Here is a 16,024-nt window from a genome sequence, read left to right as displayed (position 1 = left end):
TCACCCCCTCAACGAGCGGTAGCCGACTTGCGGGGTTACCGTCAGGCCGGGTTGATTGGTTTGAGGCTGGTCCACGCGCATACCCGCCGGGGCGTTCTCAAAGCGCACCAGCATGGAGCCTTCCAGATTGGTTTTCTGCGTGGCCGCCGCCTGCTGCACCAACGACCCGCGCGCGGCTGGCAAACTGGCTGCTGCCGCTAACTGCCCCGCCGATGCACCCGAGCGTGGCGGCTGGGCCAACTGCTGGGCCGCCTGGGCGGCTTTGAGCATGTCCGCCGGGGTCACCCCCTTGGGTTGCTCAAGCTGCGGCACCTTCGGCATCGCTGGCAGCGGCGCCGGTGCAGGGTGTTGCGCCAGTTCCCGGGCCTTGGTTGGAACCACCTGCAGCACCGGGCTCGGCACTTTGGGCGGGGCCACCTGCAGCACTGGGGCCGGAACCTTGGGCGCCTCAGCCTTGGGCACCTGGGCAGCGCCCGGCCGCTGTTCGGCTTCCGGCAGCATGTCCTGCGGGCCCACCTTGGGCACCAGGGCAAGCCTGGGCGGCGCCGGTGCCGGCACTGCAGCAGCGGCGACCGCCGGCGGCGGTGCCGGCGGCCATTTGGCGGCATCTGGAAGCGCCGTAGCGGCCGCCGGCGATACCGGCAGCGGTTGCGGTACCGGTTGCGGCTTCAGCAGCGGCAGCGGTGCTGCAGGCGCCTCAGCCCCTGGCGCACGCAACAAACTGGCCACGCTGGTTGCCGCCGGCATCAACTCCGGCGCCTGCGCAATCGGCTTGACCAGTTGCCCCGGCGCCGGGTGCTTGGCTGCGTTACGGGCCTTCTGTTCCTCGGCCCAGGCATTGACCTTATCCGTCGCCGCGTTGACCACGCCGGAACCATCAGCACCATCAGACTCGAAGCCAAGGAACTTCATCATCGGTTCAATGATGGGTCGCAGCTTCTCCCATAGGCTGCGGAAAAATCCGGTGATCGGCTCCCAGTGCTTGATGATCAGACCCAGCGGCGACCAGTCAAACACCGACTTCAGAAAGTCGAAGAACGGCACCGAGAAGGCTTTGACCAGCTCCCACAGGGCGCCGAAGAACCCGCTGATCGGCTCCCAGTTGGCGATAATCTGCCCCAGCGGCGACCAGGCAAAGGCCGTTTTCATCCAGCCCCATACCACCATCGCGGGCCCCTGAATCCGCGCCCAAATGGCCTCGAAATACGGCGCCACCGTCGCCCAGTTGGCGATCACCAGGCCAGCAGCCAAAGCGATGCCACGCACCACCAGGCCAATCGGGCTCATGCTGGCAACGCCATTCATCAGCGTCAGCGCAGCGGTTGCCGCTGCCGTGGCCAGGCGCAGCACGGTAAAGCCCACAGCCGCGCCGATAATGCCCTTGATCAACCACGGGTTGGCAGCGGCAAGCTCGGTCACCTTGCCAATGATCGGCCCCACGGTGGCCATGAACTCGTTAAACGGCGGCAGCAGCACACTGCCAACCGTGATGCCCAACCGGGTAACCCGGTTCTGCAGGAGCTGCATGGCGTTTTGCGTGGTCGCCGCGCGAGCCGTGTATTCCGCCTGCATCGATCCGGCGTATTCGCTTTCGTCGCCGACAGACTTAAAGTTCTTCTGCAGCGTGTTCAAGCTGGTCAGCAGCGGCGCAATGGCCCCTACCGATTCCTTGCCGAACAGGTTGGTAAGCACGGCCGCTTGCTTGCTTTTCTCGACCTTGGCCAGCGTCTGCAGCACGCGGTTAATCGTGCCCTCGCTGTCGGTCTGCATGCCCTTGGAGATTTCCTTCGCATCTAGGCGCAACGACTTGTAGGCCTGGGCCTGCGATTTAGTCGCGGCAGTGCCTGCAGTGAGCGTTAGCATGAAGTTCTTGATGCCGGTGGCGGCCACGTCCTGGGCGATACCCACACCGGCCAGGGTCGAGCCCATCGCCGCCAACTGCGCAGCGCTGACCCCGGCCACCTCACCCAGCGGACCAATGGCCGTCAGGATCGCCGAGATTTGCCCCGTGCTGGCCGCGCCGGTGTTGCCCAGGTAGTTAATCTGGTCGGCCAGGGTGACCACCTCGGCCTGATTCATTTTGAAGGCCGTTCGCCACTTGGCCATCATGCTGCCCGACTGTTCGGCCGTCTGGTCGAACGCGACGCCCATTTTCACCGCGTCTTCAGCAAACTGATTCAGCTCTTCCCGGGCAATGCCCGACTGACCGCCGGCGGCGACAATCTGCGCGATGCCCTCGGCCGCCATCGGCAGGCGCTCGGACAGGCCCAGCACGTCGTCGCTCATGGCCTTGAACTGCTCGGGCGAATCGAAGTTAACCACCTTCTTCACGTCCGCCATGGCGCTTTCAAAGCCCATGGCAGCCTGCACCCCCATGACAAACGGGGCCGCGATGGCCCCGCCCTGGATCGCATCCATGAAGGTGATCTTGCCAAGGCCCGAGCTGTTCAACTGCTTGCGCAAGTTGGCCGCATTCTTGCGAACCCCGCCCAGCACCGGCGACAGCTTGTCGACGCCGGTAATAAGCGCTTTGAGCTGGAACTTATCCGCCATTGCCGCCCCCTACTAACGCCTGAATTCGCCAGGCGTTTTCTTCACTCTCGAACAACACGTCGAGCGGCCAGGCCGTGACCTCACCCGGACTGACTTTCCAGTACCAGGCCAGGTCGTAGGCCAGTTCGATCAGTCCGTCGATTGAGCTGAAGCGGGGGCCATGAAAAAACCAATGACCATCCACGCCAGGGTGTTCAGGTCGGACAGGTCCAACTGGTTAACCGAGCCGGGCGGGATGCCGGCACAGACGGCGATGTACTTCGACGCGGTTTCGACATCTGCAATGGGGTAGCCGCTTTCGCCCATGGTGTACGGCAGAAGTTTGATGGCCCGGACCTCTTGCACTGTCGGACGGCGCAGGTTCAGTTCAGTGACTTCCTCGGCGTGGGCTTGAATGGGGGCGTTCAGCTTGTGGGTTACGGTGCTCATTACTGCCAGTCTCCTGCAATGCCTTCAAACTTCAGCGCGACTTTTGCGTCATCGCCGGTCACTTTGGTTTCATCAACCAGATACGCGCCGCTCAGCACGTAGCTACTACCGTCGGCCAACTCGGCGGTAATGGTCATGTTGGTGGCGTTGGCCAACTTGGCCCGGGGGAAGTTGGGCGTTTTAACCGCATCGACGCTGATGTAGGGCACCAGGTCTTCTTCCTTGTAGAAGCCCCGCGTGATGGTTTCGCGCTTCTTGTCCGACAGCGGGCATTCCACGCCGCCGGTGATCGTGAGCTGTTCACCGTCGGCCTTGACGTAACAGGTGCCCGCGACTTTCTGACCCATGAAGGGATCTCCCATAAAAAAGCCCGCGCGTGGCGGGCTGGAGTTGTACGAAAAGGGTTACACCGCTTCGGGGTACTGCAAGCGGAACTGGTACGCCAGGGCGAACACCCGCAGCTGATTGACCAGATCCGGCGGAAACAGGACGCTGACACGGTTGGGGTTACGCGGATCGCGCTCGACCACCAGGTACTGTTTGAACAGCTCGCTGTTCTCGACAATGCCGTCGCGTTCGAGCGCGCCATAGGCGGCTATCAGTTCGCCCCGGATCACCAGCGGGGTGACGATTGCCTGGCCAGCGCCGAAGCGAGTGCCGTCGTTGGCCAGCTTGCTGCGCCCGTACTTGCTGGTAATGATCCCGCGCAGGTAGCGGATAACGTGCGCCGACTGGTGCAGCGTCTCGCTGTCGAGGTAGGAGTCATCCGGCTGGCCCAGGTCGTTACGCTGGTAGGTCGTAACGGCGCGTTCGATGCGGTAGTTACCGCCGGTGTAACAGGCCGTGGCAATGCCGCTGGTCAGCAGCGATTGGCGCTCGGTCAGCATGAAGCGTTCGCTCGACGGCGCCGGCTCGATGCCTGCCAGCGCACCGGTTTGCGTCGGGCGCGCCGGGTCGGCGCTGATGAACACGGCAGTACGCGCGGCCCACTGCGCCGCGATTTCCCAGACCGGCTGGGGCACACCCTTTTCACAGCCGTGAATGCTCACATGCGGATCATTACGCAGGCGCCCCGCCGCCACCAGCTGGCCCAGCGTGCCGCGCTTGGCGGTGTAGACGTGGCCATACAGCTGCTTTGCCCAGGACCAGCGCCCGGCGCTGTCATCCATGGCGACTTTCCAGGCATCGAGCGTCGCGGTGTCCGTCCAGGGCTGACAGATGAACTCGAATTCCTCATCACCCAGAGCCGCCAGGGCCTCGGCAATGTCCGGCGTTCCGGTGCCACCAGTCATGGCAGTGATGGTCAGCGCCAGGCCGGCCGGGGTGACCTCGCCGTTGTTGCGGCCCAGGCGATTGAGCTGCAGCTGAATGTCGTTGCCCAGCTCCCCCGAGAACTTGGCCACCAGCTTCACCGCCGTGGCCTCTGCCGTGGCCTTCACCGGCATGTCAGGCGCCGCGTTGATGCTCTCCGCCAGGGCGGCGGCCACCACGTCAGCGGTAGCGCCGGCAACGACTGGGACCCGCACGCGCTGCCCGGCGATGTACAGATTGACCAGGCCGGCCACAGTAACCGTGCCCGCTACGGTAACGTCGGCTTTCGCCGGCGTGCCAACTGCCTTGAGCGGCAAACACCAGACCTCGCCGGCCGAGTCAATGGCGCGGTGCTGTTTGTGCATGGCGGCCAGCATCGAGCCGTCACCCGCGATAGCGCGGGCCTCGGCGGTGCGGGCCACCAGTACCAGGCTACCGATCTCGGGGCTGTCGGCGTCGTCGTTGACCTGGCCGACCAGCAGCCGGCGCAGGGTCGAGGCGCCGCTATTGGCCTGCGAGTTGTCGACCTCGGCATAAAACAGCGGCACGCGGATATCGGCCGGAATGTTGCTGAAACCTACGCTCATTGCGCCTTACTCCCTCGGGCTGGCTTGGATTGAGTGACGGGCTCAGGCGCCGGCACAGGTTCGGGCTCTACGGCCGGGCTTTCCGCCGGCGCAGCTTCGACGCGCACTACGTCGCCGTCGTTGATACGGCGCTGCCAGTACGCGTCGTGGGGCACCTTATCGCCCGCCTCTGGCAGCAGCTGGCCGCCCTTTTCCGGCATAGGGCAGAGTCGCCCCGGCGCCGGTTTCACGTGAATCAGGTTCATGGGTTCAAGTCCTCTCGGGTTTCAAGTTCGACCCGCCCGTCAGGCCCGCCGGGGGCCGCGTTTGGATCCCTCAGCGGGTCGATAAAGTCGTATCGCATATCGATGCCCTCCAGCGGAGGCAGGCCGTCAAGCTCGCGCTCGTGCCACGTCTCAGCCGGATCGCCATCGCGACTTCGGCCCAACTGGAACTCAGCGCTGAAGCTGTAGCGGTAGATCACCCGGGCTCGGTTGATGAAGATCAGCGCGCCCCCGCCATAAGTGATGGCGTCGTACTCGCTGCCAGGTTTCCACCCCACCAGTGCCCGCCAGATTTCCGCGCGCAGTTCGTGCAGATCCTGCGCGGCCTCCTGGCCACGTTCATCGCTGGTGTCCAACACAACAACCACGTCGAATCCATCTGAAATAACCTGGCGAACACCGGTCTGCAGATCATTCGGTTCTGCCTGATCGTCGGAAGCGATCACATAGGCCGATGGGTGCTGCAGCTTGGAACTGCTCGCGACAGCATCCCAGTCGATACCGGCCGCAATCCGCGTGGAAAACGTCGGACAGTAGGCGCGCAAATGCGCGACGATCACATTTAGTCTCATCGTGGTTTCCGGTTTTTGAGGTCAGTTCAAGGCGGCCGCAAATGCAGCTGATAGCAGCGCCTGCACCGATGATCTGGAATCCTGCAAGGCATCAGCCATGTAGTTGTCGCGGGGGGTAATACGCCACCCAGCGGCGGCACGGGCAGCAAGGGCCAGCGCCCTATCGCCCTTGGCTCGGCGGTTCGATTTGCCTTTACCCATGCCTGGTGCAAGCTTTCCGGGGCGGTTTCCTTTCTTGACCCCGTAATGCAGGTAGGCCGGATAGAACTCCTTCATGGAGCTGGTCTTGCGCGGAGCGATCCGCACGAGAAAGCCGGCCCGCGACACCTTGAAGTTGATCGATTCAAGGGTCGCGCCCGTGCGGTTGACCGGATAGCCGTCCTGGCCTTTACCAAGCGCTAGGTTCATCTGCGCTCGTTGCGTGACCAGGCGGCCGGCTTTACGCATCGCCGCGCGGATCTTGGACTTGTCGAAGGCGTCGCGCTCGAAACTGTCAAAGCCTTCAAAGTGCACATAGCCTTCGACCGAAGAACGGCTAGCCATAAACGCCCCCTCCAGCGGTCACCCCGCCGATCATCTCCACTTCCAACACCGTGAAGCGATGGGCTCCGTTCAGATCAGCCACGCGACGCACCCTGTAAATCTTGGCCCCGTGCACCACCTCATGATCCTCTGAGATACCGTCCAGAAAGCGAAAGGTAACGCGGTGAGTGACCTTGGCATCCAGCTGAACTCCAGCAGCGTACGCAGCGGTACCAACAGGCAAAATGGATGCCCAGCGCCAAACCTCGCCACTGAAAGCCGAGTCCAAGCCGAAGTCTTTAGCCGGCTTATCGGTGCGTTGCCGAATCATGACTCGCCGGTTTAATTCGCCCGTTGCGGGCTCCCTGAGAGCCATGACTAAAATCTGGGCGGGACAGTGATGTCCGCTATCAGATGGTCGATAAAGCTCGACGGCAACTCGGTCAGCGACTGGCCAACGACCATCAGCCCACGATGCGTAAAGGCGGTTTCGGCGGCCATCAGCAGCCAGCTCAAAACACCCGGGTGCGCCTTCAAGTCCACCCCGGCGCGATAGCGAATACGCAGCCGGCCCTCAGGTCTGCCCCCCGGAAAGATCAGATAGCTCTCCTTGCCTCCTTGGCGGAGCTCTACCCTCCCTTCAAATGCCTTTTCCTGCCCGGCATCGCCGACGGCCAGCACCGATTCAACGGCAACCACCTGGCCAACATCCAGCGAATGCCCCGACGGATACGACGCTGGCCAGTCCTCCTCATAAACCGCTTCTCGAATGGCTGCCCCGGTCTTTGATTCGGCCTGGGCGGTAACCCCGGGGATGATGATCTGATCGATCAGCTCTGGCTGCAGGTCCTCCGGCTCAGCCCTGCACTGAAATGCCACCTGCTCCAGCGTCAGCACCGGCGCCCCTGTATAGGCGATGCGGCGAGCCATGATTACGGCTTCCCGCTTTCGTCCACCTGCTCATTGGCCTTGCCGGTGGGCGCTGAGCCCTCTTCGTTCTCAGGCTTTTTGCTTGCAGGTGCAGGGCCGTCAGCGCCGGCTTTACCTTTCTTCGAAGCCGGCTTGCCCGCTTCTACTGCATAGCCTGATCCGATCAAGCTTTCAGCAACACCAGCGTCAAAGCCAGCGGTTTCACCGGCGGCATAGCCGCGCCAGTTTTTCTCGAAAGTAACGATCGTTTTGCTCATAGGATGTTCCCCGGTTTCAAGTATTGGATGCCCGGCGTGCCGGGCGAATGCCTTACAGCGAGCGGCCCCATTTGACGTCAGTCATCACCGCCACAGACTCGACGTGGCGCGGGCCAAAGTCGTGCTTGGCGATCACACGCACGAGCGTCTGATCACGCTGGAAAGCACTGATGACGTTGCCGTTGCTGTCCTTGTAGGTGGCTTCCTTGCTGAAATCGATAACCATGGCGTCGTCCTCGCCGATGAAGCAGTCGGCGAAGTCCGCAAAATGGATTTCCGAAGCATCGCCATCGGCGCCCAGGTTGATCGGGATCTGGGTGGTCGAGCCAACCGGGAACCCTTTCAGCATGTTTTGATCCAGCTCCGGGTAGGCTTTGTTACCGTTGCCATCACGCAAGGCCGCCAGCCAACGCTTGGTGCGGGGCGCCATGGCAAAGCCTGGTGCCGTCATGTTGGAGTTGGCATTCTCCAGACGCAGGATCAAGGCCGACAGGGCGAGCTCCACAGCCTGCAGTGTCATTTCCGCCGGTGCGGCGAACACGTTGAAGGCCGGCGCCCAGAAGCGCAGACCTTTGGGCAGGTTTCCGGTGCCGGCGCCACGCAGGAAGGACAAGTCTTCAGCCGTCGCTACGGATGCCACCAGGTCATTCACGACCAGGCGATCAACACTTGGATTAGTGCCGGAGTACGACAGCAGGTCATTACTGATCGGCACCAGGGCCGCCAGCTTCTTCGACGAGAGTTTCAGATCATCGAACTGCATGTCGGTGGTCGGCATGTCTTCTTCAGTGCCGATGTAACCAACAACTGCACCACCCTTGATTCGCGGTACCGTCAGGTTGCCGTTGTGCAGCGGCAACGACACGGCGCCCAGGCTGCGCACCACCGACTTCGGTCGTAGCAACTCGATCACTTCGCTGGAGAAGTTCTGCGGTACCAGTACGCCGCCGGCACCGGGTGTGACGGTGCTGAGCGCCATGGCGATTTCGGGGTTGTAGCCGGAATCTGCGGCCATTTTGGCGGCGGCATGCTGGTCGCCACGTGCGGCAGCCAGCACGCGCACCATCTGCGCCATGTTGGCACCTGGTACCGGCTTGGCGGTGAACGGACCGCTGATATTGCTGGGTGGACCATTCAGACCCTGAGCACTCTCGCTGACAGGTACTGCGCTTGCGGTCGCCATTCGCTCAGCGGCTTCTGCACGCGAAAGTTTGTCCGTGAGAGCATTGAACTGGGTGCTGAGTTGTTCGAACTGGGCCAACTGCTCGACGCTGAGCGAGGTGCCCGCGGCTTCAAGCTGGGCCAGGGCCTGGATCTGACTGTTGAGAGTGGCGCGTTCGCTACGCAATTGAGTTACGAGGGACATACTGCCTCCTGGGCATAAAAAAACCGCCCGTAGGCGGTTGGTATCACTGCCGCGAACGCGGTCAGAGTTGGGTCTGAATGGCGAGCGCTGCGGCTTGCACACTGATTCGTTGTCGCGGTATGGCGCCTAGTCGCTGCGCGCGACTGAGTGCGACCGCTTGAGAAAGATTGTCTACCGCGAGCTGAGGCGCTTCGAGGCGATCGGCCAGGCCGGCGGCAATAGCCGCTGCGCCGCGATAGCAGGCTGCCTCGGTCGCAATGATGTCTGCCACGTCACGGTTGCGGTAATCGGCGACTTGCGTGGTAAAGAGCTGATAGCTCTCCTGCACAATATCGTTGAGCACCTGCTGGGACCGTTCGGTCAGTGGCTCGTTGGGGCTCAAGTCGTTCTTGTGCGCCCCCGCGAACACCGTGGTCACTTTGACGCCCATACCATCGAGCATCTTCGAGCGATCCATGTGGCTGGCAATCACGCCGATGGACCCCACACCCGATGTCAGGCTGACCACGACTTCGGAGCAAGCAGACGCAATTAGATAACCGCCGGAATACGCCATGAAATTGACCAGGCCAGTGATGGGCTTCACTTTGGTAGCGGCACGGATATCAGCGGCGAGTTCGAAAGCCCCCACTGCGCTGCCACCTGGACTGTCGATATCGAGCACGATGTGTTCAACCATCGGGTCAGCTACCGCTACGTTCAGTGCGGCGCGTAGTCCTTCGTAGCTGGTCATCGTTTCGCAGGCATTCAAGTGACTACCGCGGCTCACCAGCACGCCATGGACCGGGATCACCTCAATGCCTGTTTGGGCGATAGCAGCGCGGCGCTGCTCTTCGCGGCGGTCCTGCTCAATCTGGTAGTCCTCTTCATCGTGGAACAGCAACGGACCAGCAGCCGCGCCGCCCACGCCTAGATTGACGATGTTCAAGCTCATGGTTTGGTTGGCCCAGCGCACCGCCAGGTCCAGCATATCGGGGGTCGTTAGCAGCGGCTGATTGAACAGCAAGCTGGCAGCGCGCAGATGTCGTTTCATGCAGCAAGCATCCTCAGGATATCGTCGCGCTGCTGCTCGAGCTGGGCGCGGACGTCAGGGTTGTTCATGTCGGGCAGGCCGTGGGCGACGTCGGTCATGTTCAGCGGCTGTAGATAGCTGTCGCCGTTGGCAACGGGCGGCATGTTTTCCAGCCGCCGGATATCGTTGATCGACAACCAGCCCCATTGCCTGCCGATCGCGTAGGCGTCGTACCGACTTTTCTGGTCGCCACGTAGCAGGCCGGAGAGGTTGAACTCGATGAAGTACTCGCGCCGCTCCGCCGGTAGCAGGAAGTCGCGCATCATTGCCTGCTCGTGGCGCTTGACCCACGGCACCAGGGCAAAGATCACGTATTGGATCAGCAGCTGTTCAAGGCTGTTGTAGCTGGCCTTCTCCAGCTCGTTGATCATGTGCGGTGGAATCTTGTAAATCCGGGCGATATCCAGGCCAGTGGCTTTGAGTATGCCCAGCAACTCGGCGTCGACGTTGTTCATCGACACCGGTTTGAAGGTCATGCCTTCCTGCAGCATTGCGACCTTTTTCGCATTGTCGATCCCAGAGAACTTGTTGCCCCACTGGTCGAGAATCCGATCGATACTGCCCTGCTCTTTGATGGGCGGCGCCTCGCGTGGACGCTCGATAACGCCGCTGACCGCAGTGCCATTGGCAAATGACTTGCCTGCGTATTGCCTGACCGCCTGCGCCAAGCCGACCGCATCGGCATGTAGCTCAACGGGTGAAAGGCCCGTGTAGTGATTCTTGGTGTGCCATCGCACATGATGGACCAGCCGCATAGGCAGAGGATCGTGCCCGCCGATCCGATAGACAGGCCGCAGATCTCCCCCCTTAAGTACCGTCACCTTGTCGTTGCCCAGCGGATAGAGCGCCTTAACTGAACCGTCGTCGTTGCGCTCGATGTAGCTGTAGCAATTACCGCGCAAGCCCAAGGCGAGCTGGCCAGCTTCGCGGTACTCGTAAGGGGTCTGCCAGGGGTTTGGCTGGTAGCGAAGGACGTCATAGAGCGGGTGGGCCGTAGCAGATTCGCGCTTGCCGTCACCCAGTCGGCGATACAGTTCAAGTGGCAGCTGGCCCACGCTCTCGGCCAGAAGTGTGACGCAAGTCTGCAGAACAGTAATTGCAAGCGCGCTGTCTGGAGTTACCGTAACCCCAGCCGCCGAGCGGCTAGAGCCGATCAGGCCCCGCCAAAAGCTGCTTCCCCCATCGGAGACCAGCCCCTCGTTGGCACCGAGAAGGTTGCTGAAGAACATGCTCAGCCTCCCTCAGGCTTATGATTGATTTGCATGCGAGCGGCCGCTTTGTCAGCGAGCCAGGCCCAACCGATGAGACCGACGCCCGCAGTAATGAATGCCGCGGGAACATTGATCAGAGCGACGCCGGCGACCAGCGAGCCGAAGCCAACCAGGCCGGCAACCCATGCAGCGATTGCGATGCTGTTCAAACTCCAACTCCTTCGTCGTATATGGAACTGCCATTGCTTCCGGATGACGCAGCGCCGCTGATGCCCGTGGCCATGATCGCGGCGATGATGCCGTCGATCCGACCTGTTGCCTTCGCCTTGTCTGCTTTGCGGTTGTTTGCAGGGTCGGAAACGATTACCGCGTTACCGGCACACCACGTCATTACCGGATTGCCGTCATGACGCAGCGACTCCACCGCTTCCGCCGAGACCGCATCGTCAAAGAATTCCTCGGTTTCATCTTCAGGCCCCGGCTGAAGCTCGGTCATTCCGAGCAAGCGCCGCTCAAACTCATCAACTGCAGGCCCCATATCCTTGAAGCCCTGACCGAACTCGACGAGTTCCGGCAGCGTGATGTCGTACTCGACCATCAGCTGACGCATGTCTTCGATCCGCCAACGGTCAAATGCAATCTTGTCGACCTGAAAGAAATCGCAGATCGTCTGCATCCTGCGCAGCACGTGTAGCTTGCTGATCGCACGCCCAGGGGTTGTTTCTAGATCCCGCGATTTGATCCACGCGGCGTAAGGCACCTTGTCGCGGACTTCGCGCTTGTCCAGCTCGTGGTCAGGAATCCAGAAGTACGGGAGCAACCGCCAGTGCGGATCCTCATAGGTCGGATAGAACAGCAAAACGAACGATGTCAGGTCGGTCGTGCTGGACAGATCCAGGCCGCCAACGCTGGGGCGATTGCGCAGCAGCGACATCGGCACGCGCTCTTCAGCCTGGCTCCAGACATCCCACGAGATCCAGGGCGACTCTGCGCCAGTCCATTCACAGAAGTTCAGGCGGCGCACCATTGCCTCCTTGCTCGGCATGCCTCGCGCCTCTGTGACCTGCTCTCGCAAGTACTTCATGCCTGGGAGGTCGGCGTCTTGCAGCGATGGGTTTGATTTGAACCAACAGCTCTCATCCCTGATGGGATCATCGCCCTCATCAAGCGAGCAGATGTAGGCGAAAAAGCCGTCATCGATCAATGATCCCGCTGCCACCCTGGTGCCGTACTCGTGGTATTCCCAGCACGGCCCGCGCTTGTTGGAGCCGCTGTTGGTAATCATGAAGATCAATGCCTGCTTACGGCTTTTGGTGCCGGCTCGCATCATCTCCACGACCATGTTGGTCTTGTGCTCATGCACCTCGTCGATCAGTGCCATGTGCGGCCTTGGGCCGGACTGGCCATCATCTGAGCTGATCGGGCGAAAGAATGACCCCGACTTGAGGTAAGCCAGGTTCCAGATGTTTTGGCCAGTGCCGCTACAGGCAAGGCGCTTGGTCAACTCCGGCGACTGCTGGACCATCGCAACGGCATCACGGAACAGGATCATTGCCTGATCTTTTTTGGTCGCGGCCGCGTAGATCTCGGCGCGGGCCTCATTGTCGCTGACCAGTCCTTTCAGCCCGACGCCGGCGGCCAAGGGAGATTTGCCCGAGCCCTTTCCGCTCTCGACATACACAACGCGAAAGCGACGATACCCATCCTCAGACTTCCAACCAAAGATGCTGCCGACGATGAATTTCTGCCAGGGCAGCAGCTCGAAGGGCAGCCCTTCGAACTCCCCACCATTGAGCTTCAGAACGGTGCGATAGAAGCGAATGGCCTTGTTGGCCTCTTCCAGATCCCAGACCAGCCCGCGCTTAGGTCCTTCCTTCAAATCCCGCAAATGGCGAGCACATGCGTTTCGGATGTCGGGCCCCGCTAGCCGCTGGCCGGAATGCACCTCCCTGGCGTATTGGGTCGCGGGATCCTCAACCGAAGAACTCCGCGAACTCGTCTTCTTTTGGCTCATCGTCTTTCACTTGGACCTTGGATCGAGCGGCCGGAGTCAGGCCGAACTCGACCAGATAACTTTTGAAGCGACGGTCGACGTCGGCCAGCATGGCAACTGCCGGGTTCGCCTTAAGTACCAGCTCACCTTGGGTGCTGGTGGTTTCGTAGGTGCGCCCCTGTGCATCGACCAGGTCGCGCAGGGCAAGAATTTCGGCGTAGCAATCACAGAGCCGCTCCAGCGCGAAGCCATCGGCTTCAGTGAGCACCCCCATGCGATCCAGCAGAACCGTGAGGCGTCCCCATGCGACCTGGCCTTCACTGCTCAAATGTCCTGGCGCGCTGGGGATACGCTTCGCAGGCTTGGGTTCGTTCTTGTTGATCGGACGCTTACCAGGATTCCCTCTGACAAGCTTCAGCTCCGTCGGAGTGGGTCGTCTCCCGGCCATTGTTTGCTCTCAAAAAAAACATTTCATTTCGCGGCTTTGCACAAAGAGGGGGGCGAACGGTCAGGAAAGGCTTCGCAAAAAACTTTTTACCCCCCCTACCCCTGGGAAGACCGCTTGACTGGGCCTGTGAGGGCTCAGGAGGGCTGATTCCAGTGGTGCCGTGGGTCCAGAGGCCTGCCGCTGACGTCGCAGCCAACCTCGCGTCCTGACTTCTCCAAACGCTGCTTGTAGGAGCTGTGGCAGTTGGTGCACAGCGATTGCCAGTTGCTCCGATCCCAGAACAGGGACATGTCGCCGCGGTGTGGTTTGATGTGGTCAACGACGGTGGCGGGCTTAACGAGACCGTCTTTATGGCATCGAGTACACAGCGGATGGCTGCGTAACCAGCCTTCGCGGGCCTGCTGCCAGCGGTAGCCATAGGGCTTTGGCTTCTTACCTTCTGCGGGTAGAGTCATGCGTTAGCCCTGCGCCTTGCGGGACAGGAACAGATCGGAGTATCCCCGCAGCTTCTCCACACCCATGAAGCCAACAGCACCACCGGCGAAGGTTGCCATGCCCTGCGGCAAGCCCATCCATTCGAGCAGCGGCACCAGGGCCAGGGTGATGAGGCCGCACAAAGCGCCCTCCAAGAACATCTGTCGGCGAGTACCGCCGCCGTATACAACTCGGAGCGCAGCGATGACAACTGACAGACCGGCAGCGTAGAGCTGCGGCTGATGGGCGATCACCCAGGCAATCAGAGCGGCCCACAGGCCAGGATCCTTCTCAGGCATGTTCGGCATCTCAATACCTCCCGTTGCAGGGAGTAAAAACGAAAAAGCCCTGCTCAATGGCAGGGCTTTGGGAAGCGTCTCGCTGCGTTCACAGCAATACACGCTGCTATGAAAACACATCTATTCCGCGCGGAAAACTATCTAATGATATTTCTTTAAATCGTAAAAACACATTAGTCACAGACCAAATCTCCCGGAATGACGCCACCCGGAGTAAAGCATCCGCAGCTATCTCCTTCCTTAGCGTTCTTCTTCATCTGAACCATGTCACACTCACCAACCTGAGTAAAACACTTGGGATTTTCACACTCCTTGCAATCATCTACTATTGACCATGCGCTCTGCTTCTTGAACACCTTCGAAACAACCTTATCAAAGTCACACTTTGGCGCATCATCGACTTCGTCTTCACAGGCCTCTCCAATAGCAGCTTTTCCGCTCCCCTGCTTATAGAGCTTAACCATATCATCGACCCGGCAACTAGCATTCGCTTGGCCAGCAAAAACAAAACAAATCAATAACGCGAAGTTCAGCCAAATATTAACTTGCCTCGCTCGCAACATGATCATTCCCCACGCACTTTACATTTATCCTTGAGGTGTACGTCCTAACACCTCCTGTTTCAGCAGGACACTCTTTCCCAATGACTTTTACCTCGTTGGTACTACACTCATCTTTCGCATTTACAATGGCATTCTTCGTCGCACGCTTACATCCTTCGTCTTCAGCCTCTTGGTCTGAGGAAAATGCGTTACGAACAATAGTCGCACTGCCAACTGCAGTGACATCCGGAGCCTTTTTGTTTGCATCATCCATAAATTGCTGGATCGTATCTTTCAAGCATGCTACGTATATTTTAAAAACACCTTCGACATGCTCGTCACCCTTCAAGTTACCAAGAGCACCGGTTAAATTCTGTTTCGCGGCTTTCACCTCCGCATCAACAGATGCCTGCTTCCAGTTTTTGATCGCTGCATCCACTTGAGTCTTTGCTGATACAGACTCAATGCTTCCGGCTCCACATGCATCTTTAATAGCATGCAAATCATCATCTTTAGGAAAAATGGTCTGTGCATGCAAAGCGAAACTCACCATTAAGATTGGCATAGCGATGCAGGGGCGTAATTTGATCACCATGCTACCTTCCTCCAGATGCACTGGACCTACTCAACCATATAGGAAGATGCTAGGTGAGATCCCTGTGCTGTCAAGCGATTAAGAGCTAAGGTTAATTGCTATATTGCATATAGCGCAAAACAATAATGAGCGAGCATTCCCACCACTCAAAACATGGAGAAGCAGTATCAATCACGTACCCTACATGCCGCTAAACTGAGTCAGAGTTACGCAGACTCTCGTAGATCTACGACAGCGCAGTCAATCCATGCAGCGCCCGCACGAACCAGCTCCCGAGCCTTTCCCTCACTTATGTGGTAGTGCTTACCAACTCGCACCATGGGCCATTTCGCTCCATAGTAGAGCCATAATACATCCCCCATCTGCTGATCCCGGCGAGATAGCTTGGCAACTGCACTGTCAATGGCAATCGCCCAGTCATCAGTAATGCAATAGTCCTTACACGCCGATGGTTGTGGCGTAGCTTCCCGCATTAATGCAAAAGACGGTGAAATGCAGCTCGGCAACCCTGCTCCATCCATCCGCCACCACCCCCATTGCTCCAACAAATACTCTGTATCTCCCAGCGGCCTACCAGCTGGCTTTCGAATCATCATTATC

The 16,024-nt window shown here is 60.0% G+C and carries 20 protein-coding genes and 1 pseudogene; all 21 read right to left on the bottom strand.

Features of this window, described 5'->3' with window-relative positions:
- Complete coding sequence (locus tag UB48_RS24160) at positions 1-2,553, bottom strand: phage tail tape measure protein (RefSeq protein WP_052676566.1); 2,553 nt, start codon at positions 2,551-2,553, stop codon at positions 1-3.
- Between the two features lie 129 nt (positions 2,554-2,682).
- Complete coding sequence (locus UB48_RS24155) at positions 2,683-2,982, bottom strand: phage tail assembly protein (protein WP_045201456.1); 300 nt, start codon at positions 2,980-2,982, stop codon at positions 2,683-2,685.
- The gene (locus tag UB48_RS24150) at positions 2,982-3,329 is read right to left on the bottom strand and encodes a phage tail tube protein (protein WP_045201455.1); all 348 of its coding nucleotides are present in this window, start codon (positions 3,327-3,329) and stop codon (positions 2,982-2,984) included. The genes UB48_RS24155 and UB48_RS24150 overlap by 1 nt, the downstream gene beginning before the upstream one ends.
- Positions 3,330-3,386: 57 nt before the next feature.
- Positions 3,387-4,880 carry a phage tail sheath subtilisin-like domain-containing protein gene (locus tag UB48_RS24145; protein ID WP_045201454.1) on the bottom strand — a complete coding sequence of 498 codons (1,494 nt, stop codon included), beginning with the start codon at positions 4,878-4,880 and terminating at the stop codon, positions 3,387-3,389.
- Positions 4,881-4,969: 89 nt separating this feature from the next.
- A pseudogene (locus UB48_RS28250) lies at positions 4,970-5,125 on the bottom strand (DUF2635 domain-containing protein); the annotation flags it as partial.
- The gene (locus tag UB48_RS24135) at positions 5,122-5,715 is read right to left on the bottom strand and encodes a hypothetical protein (RefSeq protein ID WP_045201453.1); all 594 of its coding nucleotides are present in this window, start codon (positions 5,713-5,715) and stop codon (positions 5,122-5,124) included. The pseudogene UB48_RS28250 and the gene UB48_RS24135, both read right to left, overlap by 4 nt.
- 21 nt (positions 5,716-5,736) lie before the next feature.
- Entirely contained in the window at positions 5,737-6,258 is a 522-nt protein-coding gene (locus UB48_RS24130) for a hypothetical protein (RefSeq protein WP_045201452.1), read from the bottom strand.
- Positions 6,251-6,568 (bottom strand): head-tail adaptor protein, encoded by a 318-nt coding sequence (locus UB48_RS24125; RefSeq protein WP_240047884.1) that lies wholly within the window; start codon positions 6,566-6,568, stop codon positions 6,251-6,253. The genes UB48_RS24130 and UB48_RS24125 overlap by 8 nt, the downstream gene beginning before the upstream one ends.
- 47 nt (positions 6,569-6,615) lie before the next feature.
- The gene (locus UB48_RS24120) at positions 6,616-7,167 is read right to left on the bottom strand and encodes a hypothetical protein (RefSeq protein WP_045201450.1); all 552 of its coding nucleotides are present in this window, start codon (positions 7,165-7,167) and stop codon (positions 6,616-6,618) included.
- Positions 7,168-7,169: 2 nt separating this feature from the next.
- A complete protein-coding gene (locus UB48_RS24115; protein WP_045201449.1) occupies positions 7,170-7,424 on the bottom strand; it encodes a hypothetical protein in 255 nt (84 codons plus the stop codon).
- A gap of 52 nt (positions 7,425-7,476) precedes the next feature.
- The gene (locus UB48_RS24110) at positions 7,477-8,790 is read right to left on the bottom strand and encodes a phage major capsid protein (protein WP_045201448.1); all 1,314 of its coding nucleotides are present in this window, start codon (positions 8,788-8,790) and stop codon (positions 7,477-7,479) included.
- 61 nt (positions 8,791-8,851) lie between these two features.
- Positions 8,852-9,823, bottom strand: coding sequence for a S49 family peptidase (locus UB48_RS24105; RefSeq protein WP_045201447.1), 972 nt, complete (start codon positions 9,821-9,823; stop codon positions 8,852-8,854).
- Positions 9,820-11,091 carry a phage portal protein gene (locus tag UB48_RS24100; RefSeq protein ID WP_045201446.1) on the bottom strand — a complete coding sequence of 424 codons (1,272 nt, stop codon included), beginning with the start codon at positions 11,089-11,091 and terminating at the stop codon, positions 9,820-9,822. Before UB48_RS24100 ends, UB48_RS24105 begins: the two co-directional genes overlap by 4 nt.
- A 2-nt stretch (positions 11,092-11,093) precedes the next feature.
- The gene (locus UB48_RS24095; RefSeq protein ID WP_045201445.1) at positions 11,094-11,282 is read right to left on the bottom strand and encodes a hypothetical protein; all 189 of its coding nucleotides are present in this window, start codon (positions 11,280-11,282) and stop codon (positions 11,094-11,096) included.
- Positions 11,279-13,087: a terminase large subunit gene (locus UB48_RS24090; RefSeq protein WP_045201444.1), complete on the bottom strand. Its 1,809-nt coding sequence runs from the start codon at positions 13,085-13,087 to the stop codon at positions 11,279-11,281. The genes UB48_RS24095 and UB48_RS24090 overlap by 4 nt, the downstream gene beginning before the upstream one ends.
- Complete coding sequence (locus UB48_RS24085) at positions 13,047-13,394, bottom strand: phage terminase small subunit P27 family (protein ID WP_213570596.1); 348 nt, start codon at positions 13,392-13,394, stop codon at positions 13,047-13,049. The genes UB48_RS24090 and UB48_RS24085 overlap by 41 nt, the downstream gene beginning before the upstream one ends.
- Before the next feature lie 254 nt (positions 13,395-13,648).
- Positions 13,649-13,969 (bottom strand): HNH endonuclease, encoded by a 321-nt coding sequence (locus tag UB48_RS27495; protein ID WP_045201442.1) that lies wholly within the window; start codon positions 13,967-13,969, stop codon positions 13,649-13,651.
- 3 nt (positions 13,970-13,972) lie between these two features.
- On the bottom strand, positions 13,973-14,296 hold the full coding sequence (locus UB48_RS24075; protein ID WP_045201441.1) for a phage holin, lambda family: 324 nt from the start codon (positions 14,294-14,296) through the stop codon (positions 13,973-13,975).
- A gap of 164 nt (positions 14,297-14,460) precedes the next feature.
- Positions 14,461-14,856, bottom strand: coding sequence for a hypothetical protein (locus UB48_RS24070; protein WP_045201440.1), 396 nt, complete (start codon positions 14,854-14,856; stop codon positions 14,461-14,463).
- On the bottom strand, positions 14,828-15,424 hold the full coding sequence (locus UB48_RS27805; RefSeq protein WP_156160237.1) for a hypothetical protein: 597 nt from the start codon (positions 15,422-15,424) through the stop codon (positions 14,828-14,830). The genes UB48_RS24070 and UB48_RS27805 overlap by 29 nt, the downstream gene beginning before the upstream one ends.
- A gap of 206 nt (positions 15,425-15,630) precedes the next feature.
- Positions 15,631-16,020, bottom strand: a complete 390-nt coding sequence (locus UB48_RS28035) for an antiterminator Q family protein (protein ID WP_177329181.1) — start codon at positions 16,018-16,020, stop codon at positions 15,631-15,633.
- Positions 16,021-16,024 lie beyond the last annotated feature (4 nt).

This window comes from Pseudomonas sp. 2(2015) (assembly GCF_000955865.1).
In the GTDB taxonomy this organism is placed as follows: Bacteria; Pseudomonadota; Gammaproteobacteria; order Pseudomonadales; family Pseudomonadaceae; genus Aquipseudomonas.
The sequence above is the reverse complement of the archived record's forward strand: the minus strand, read 5'-3'. Positions and strand labels throughout refer to the sequence as shown.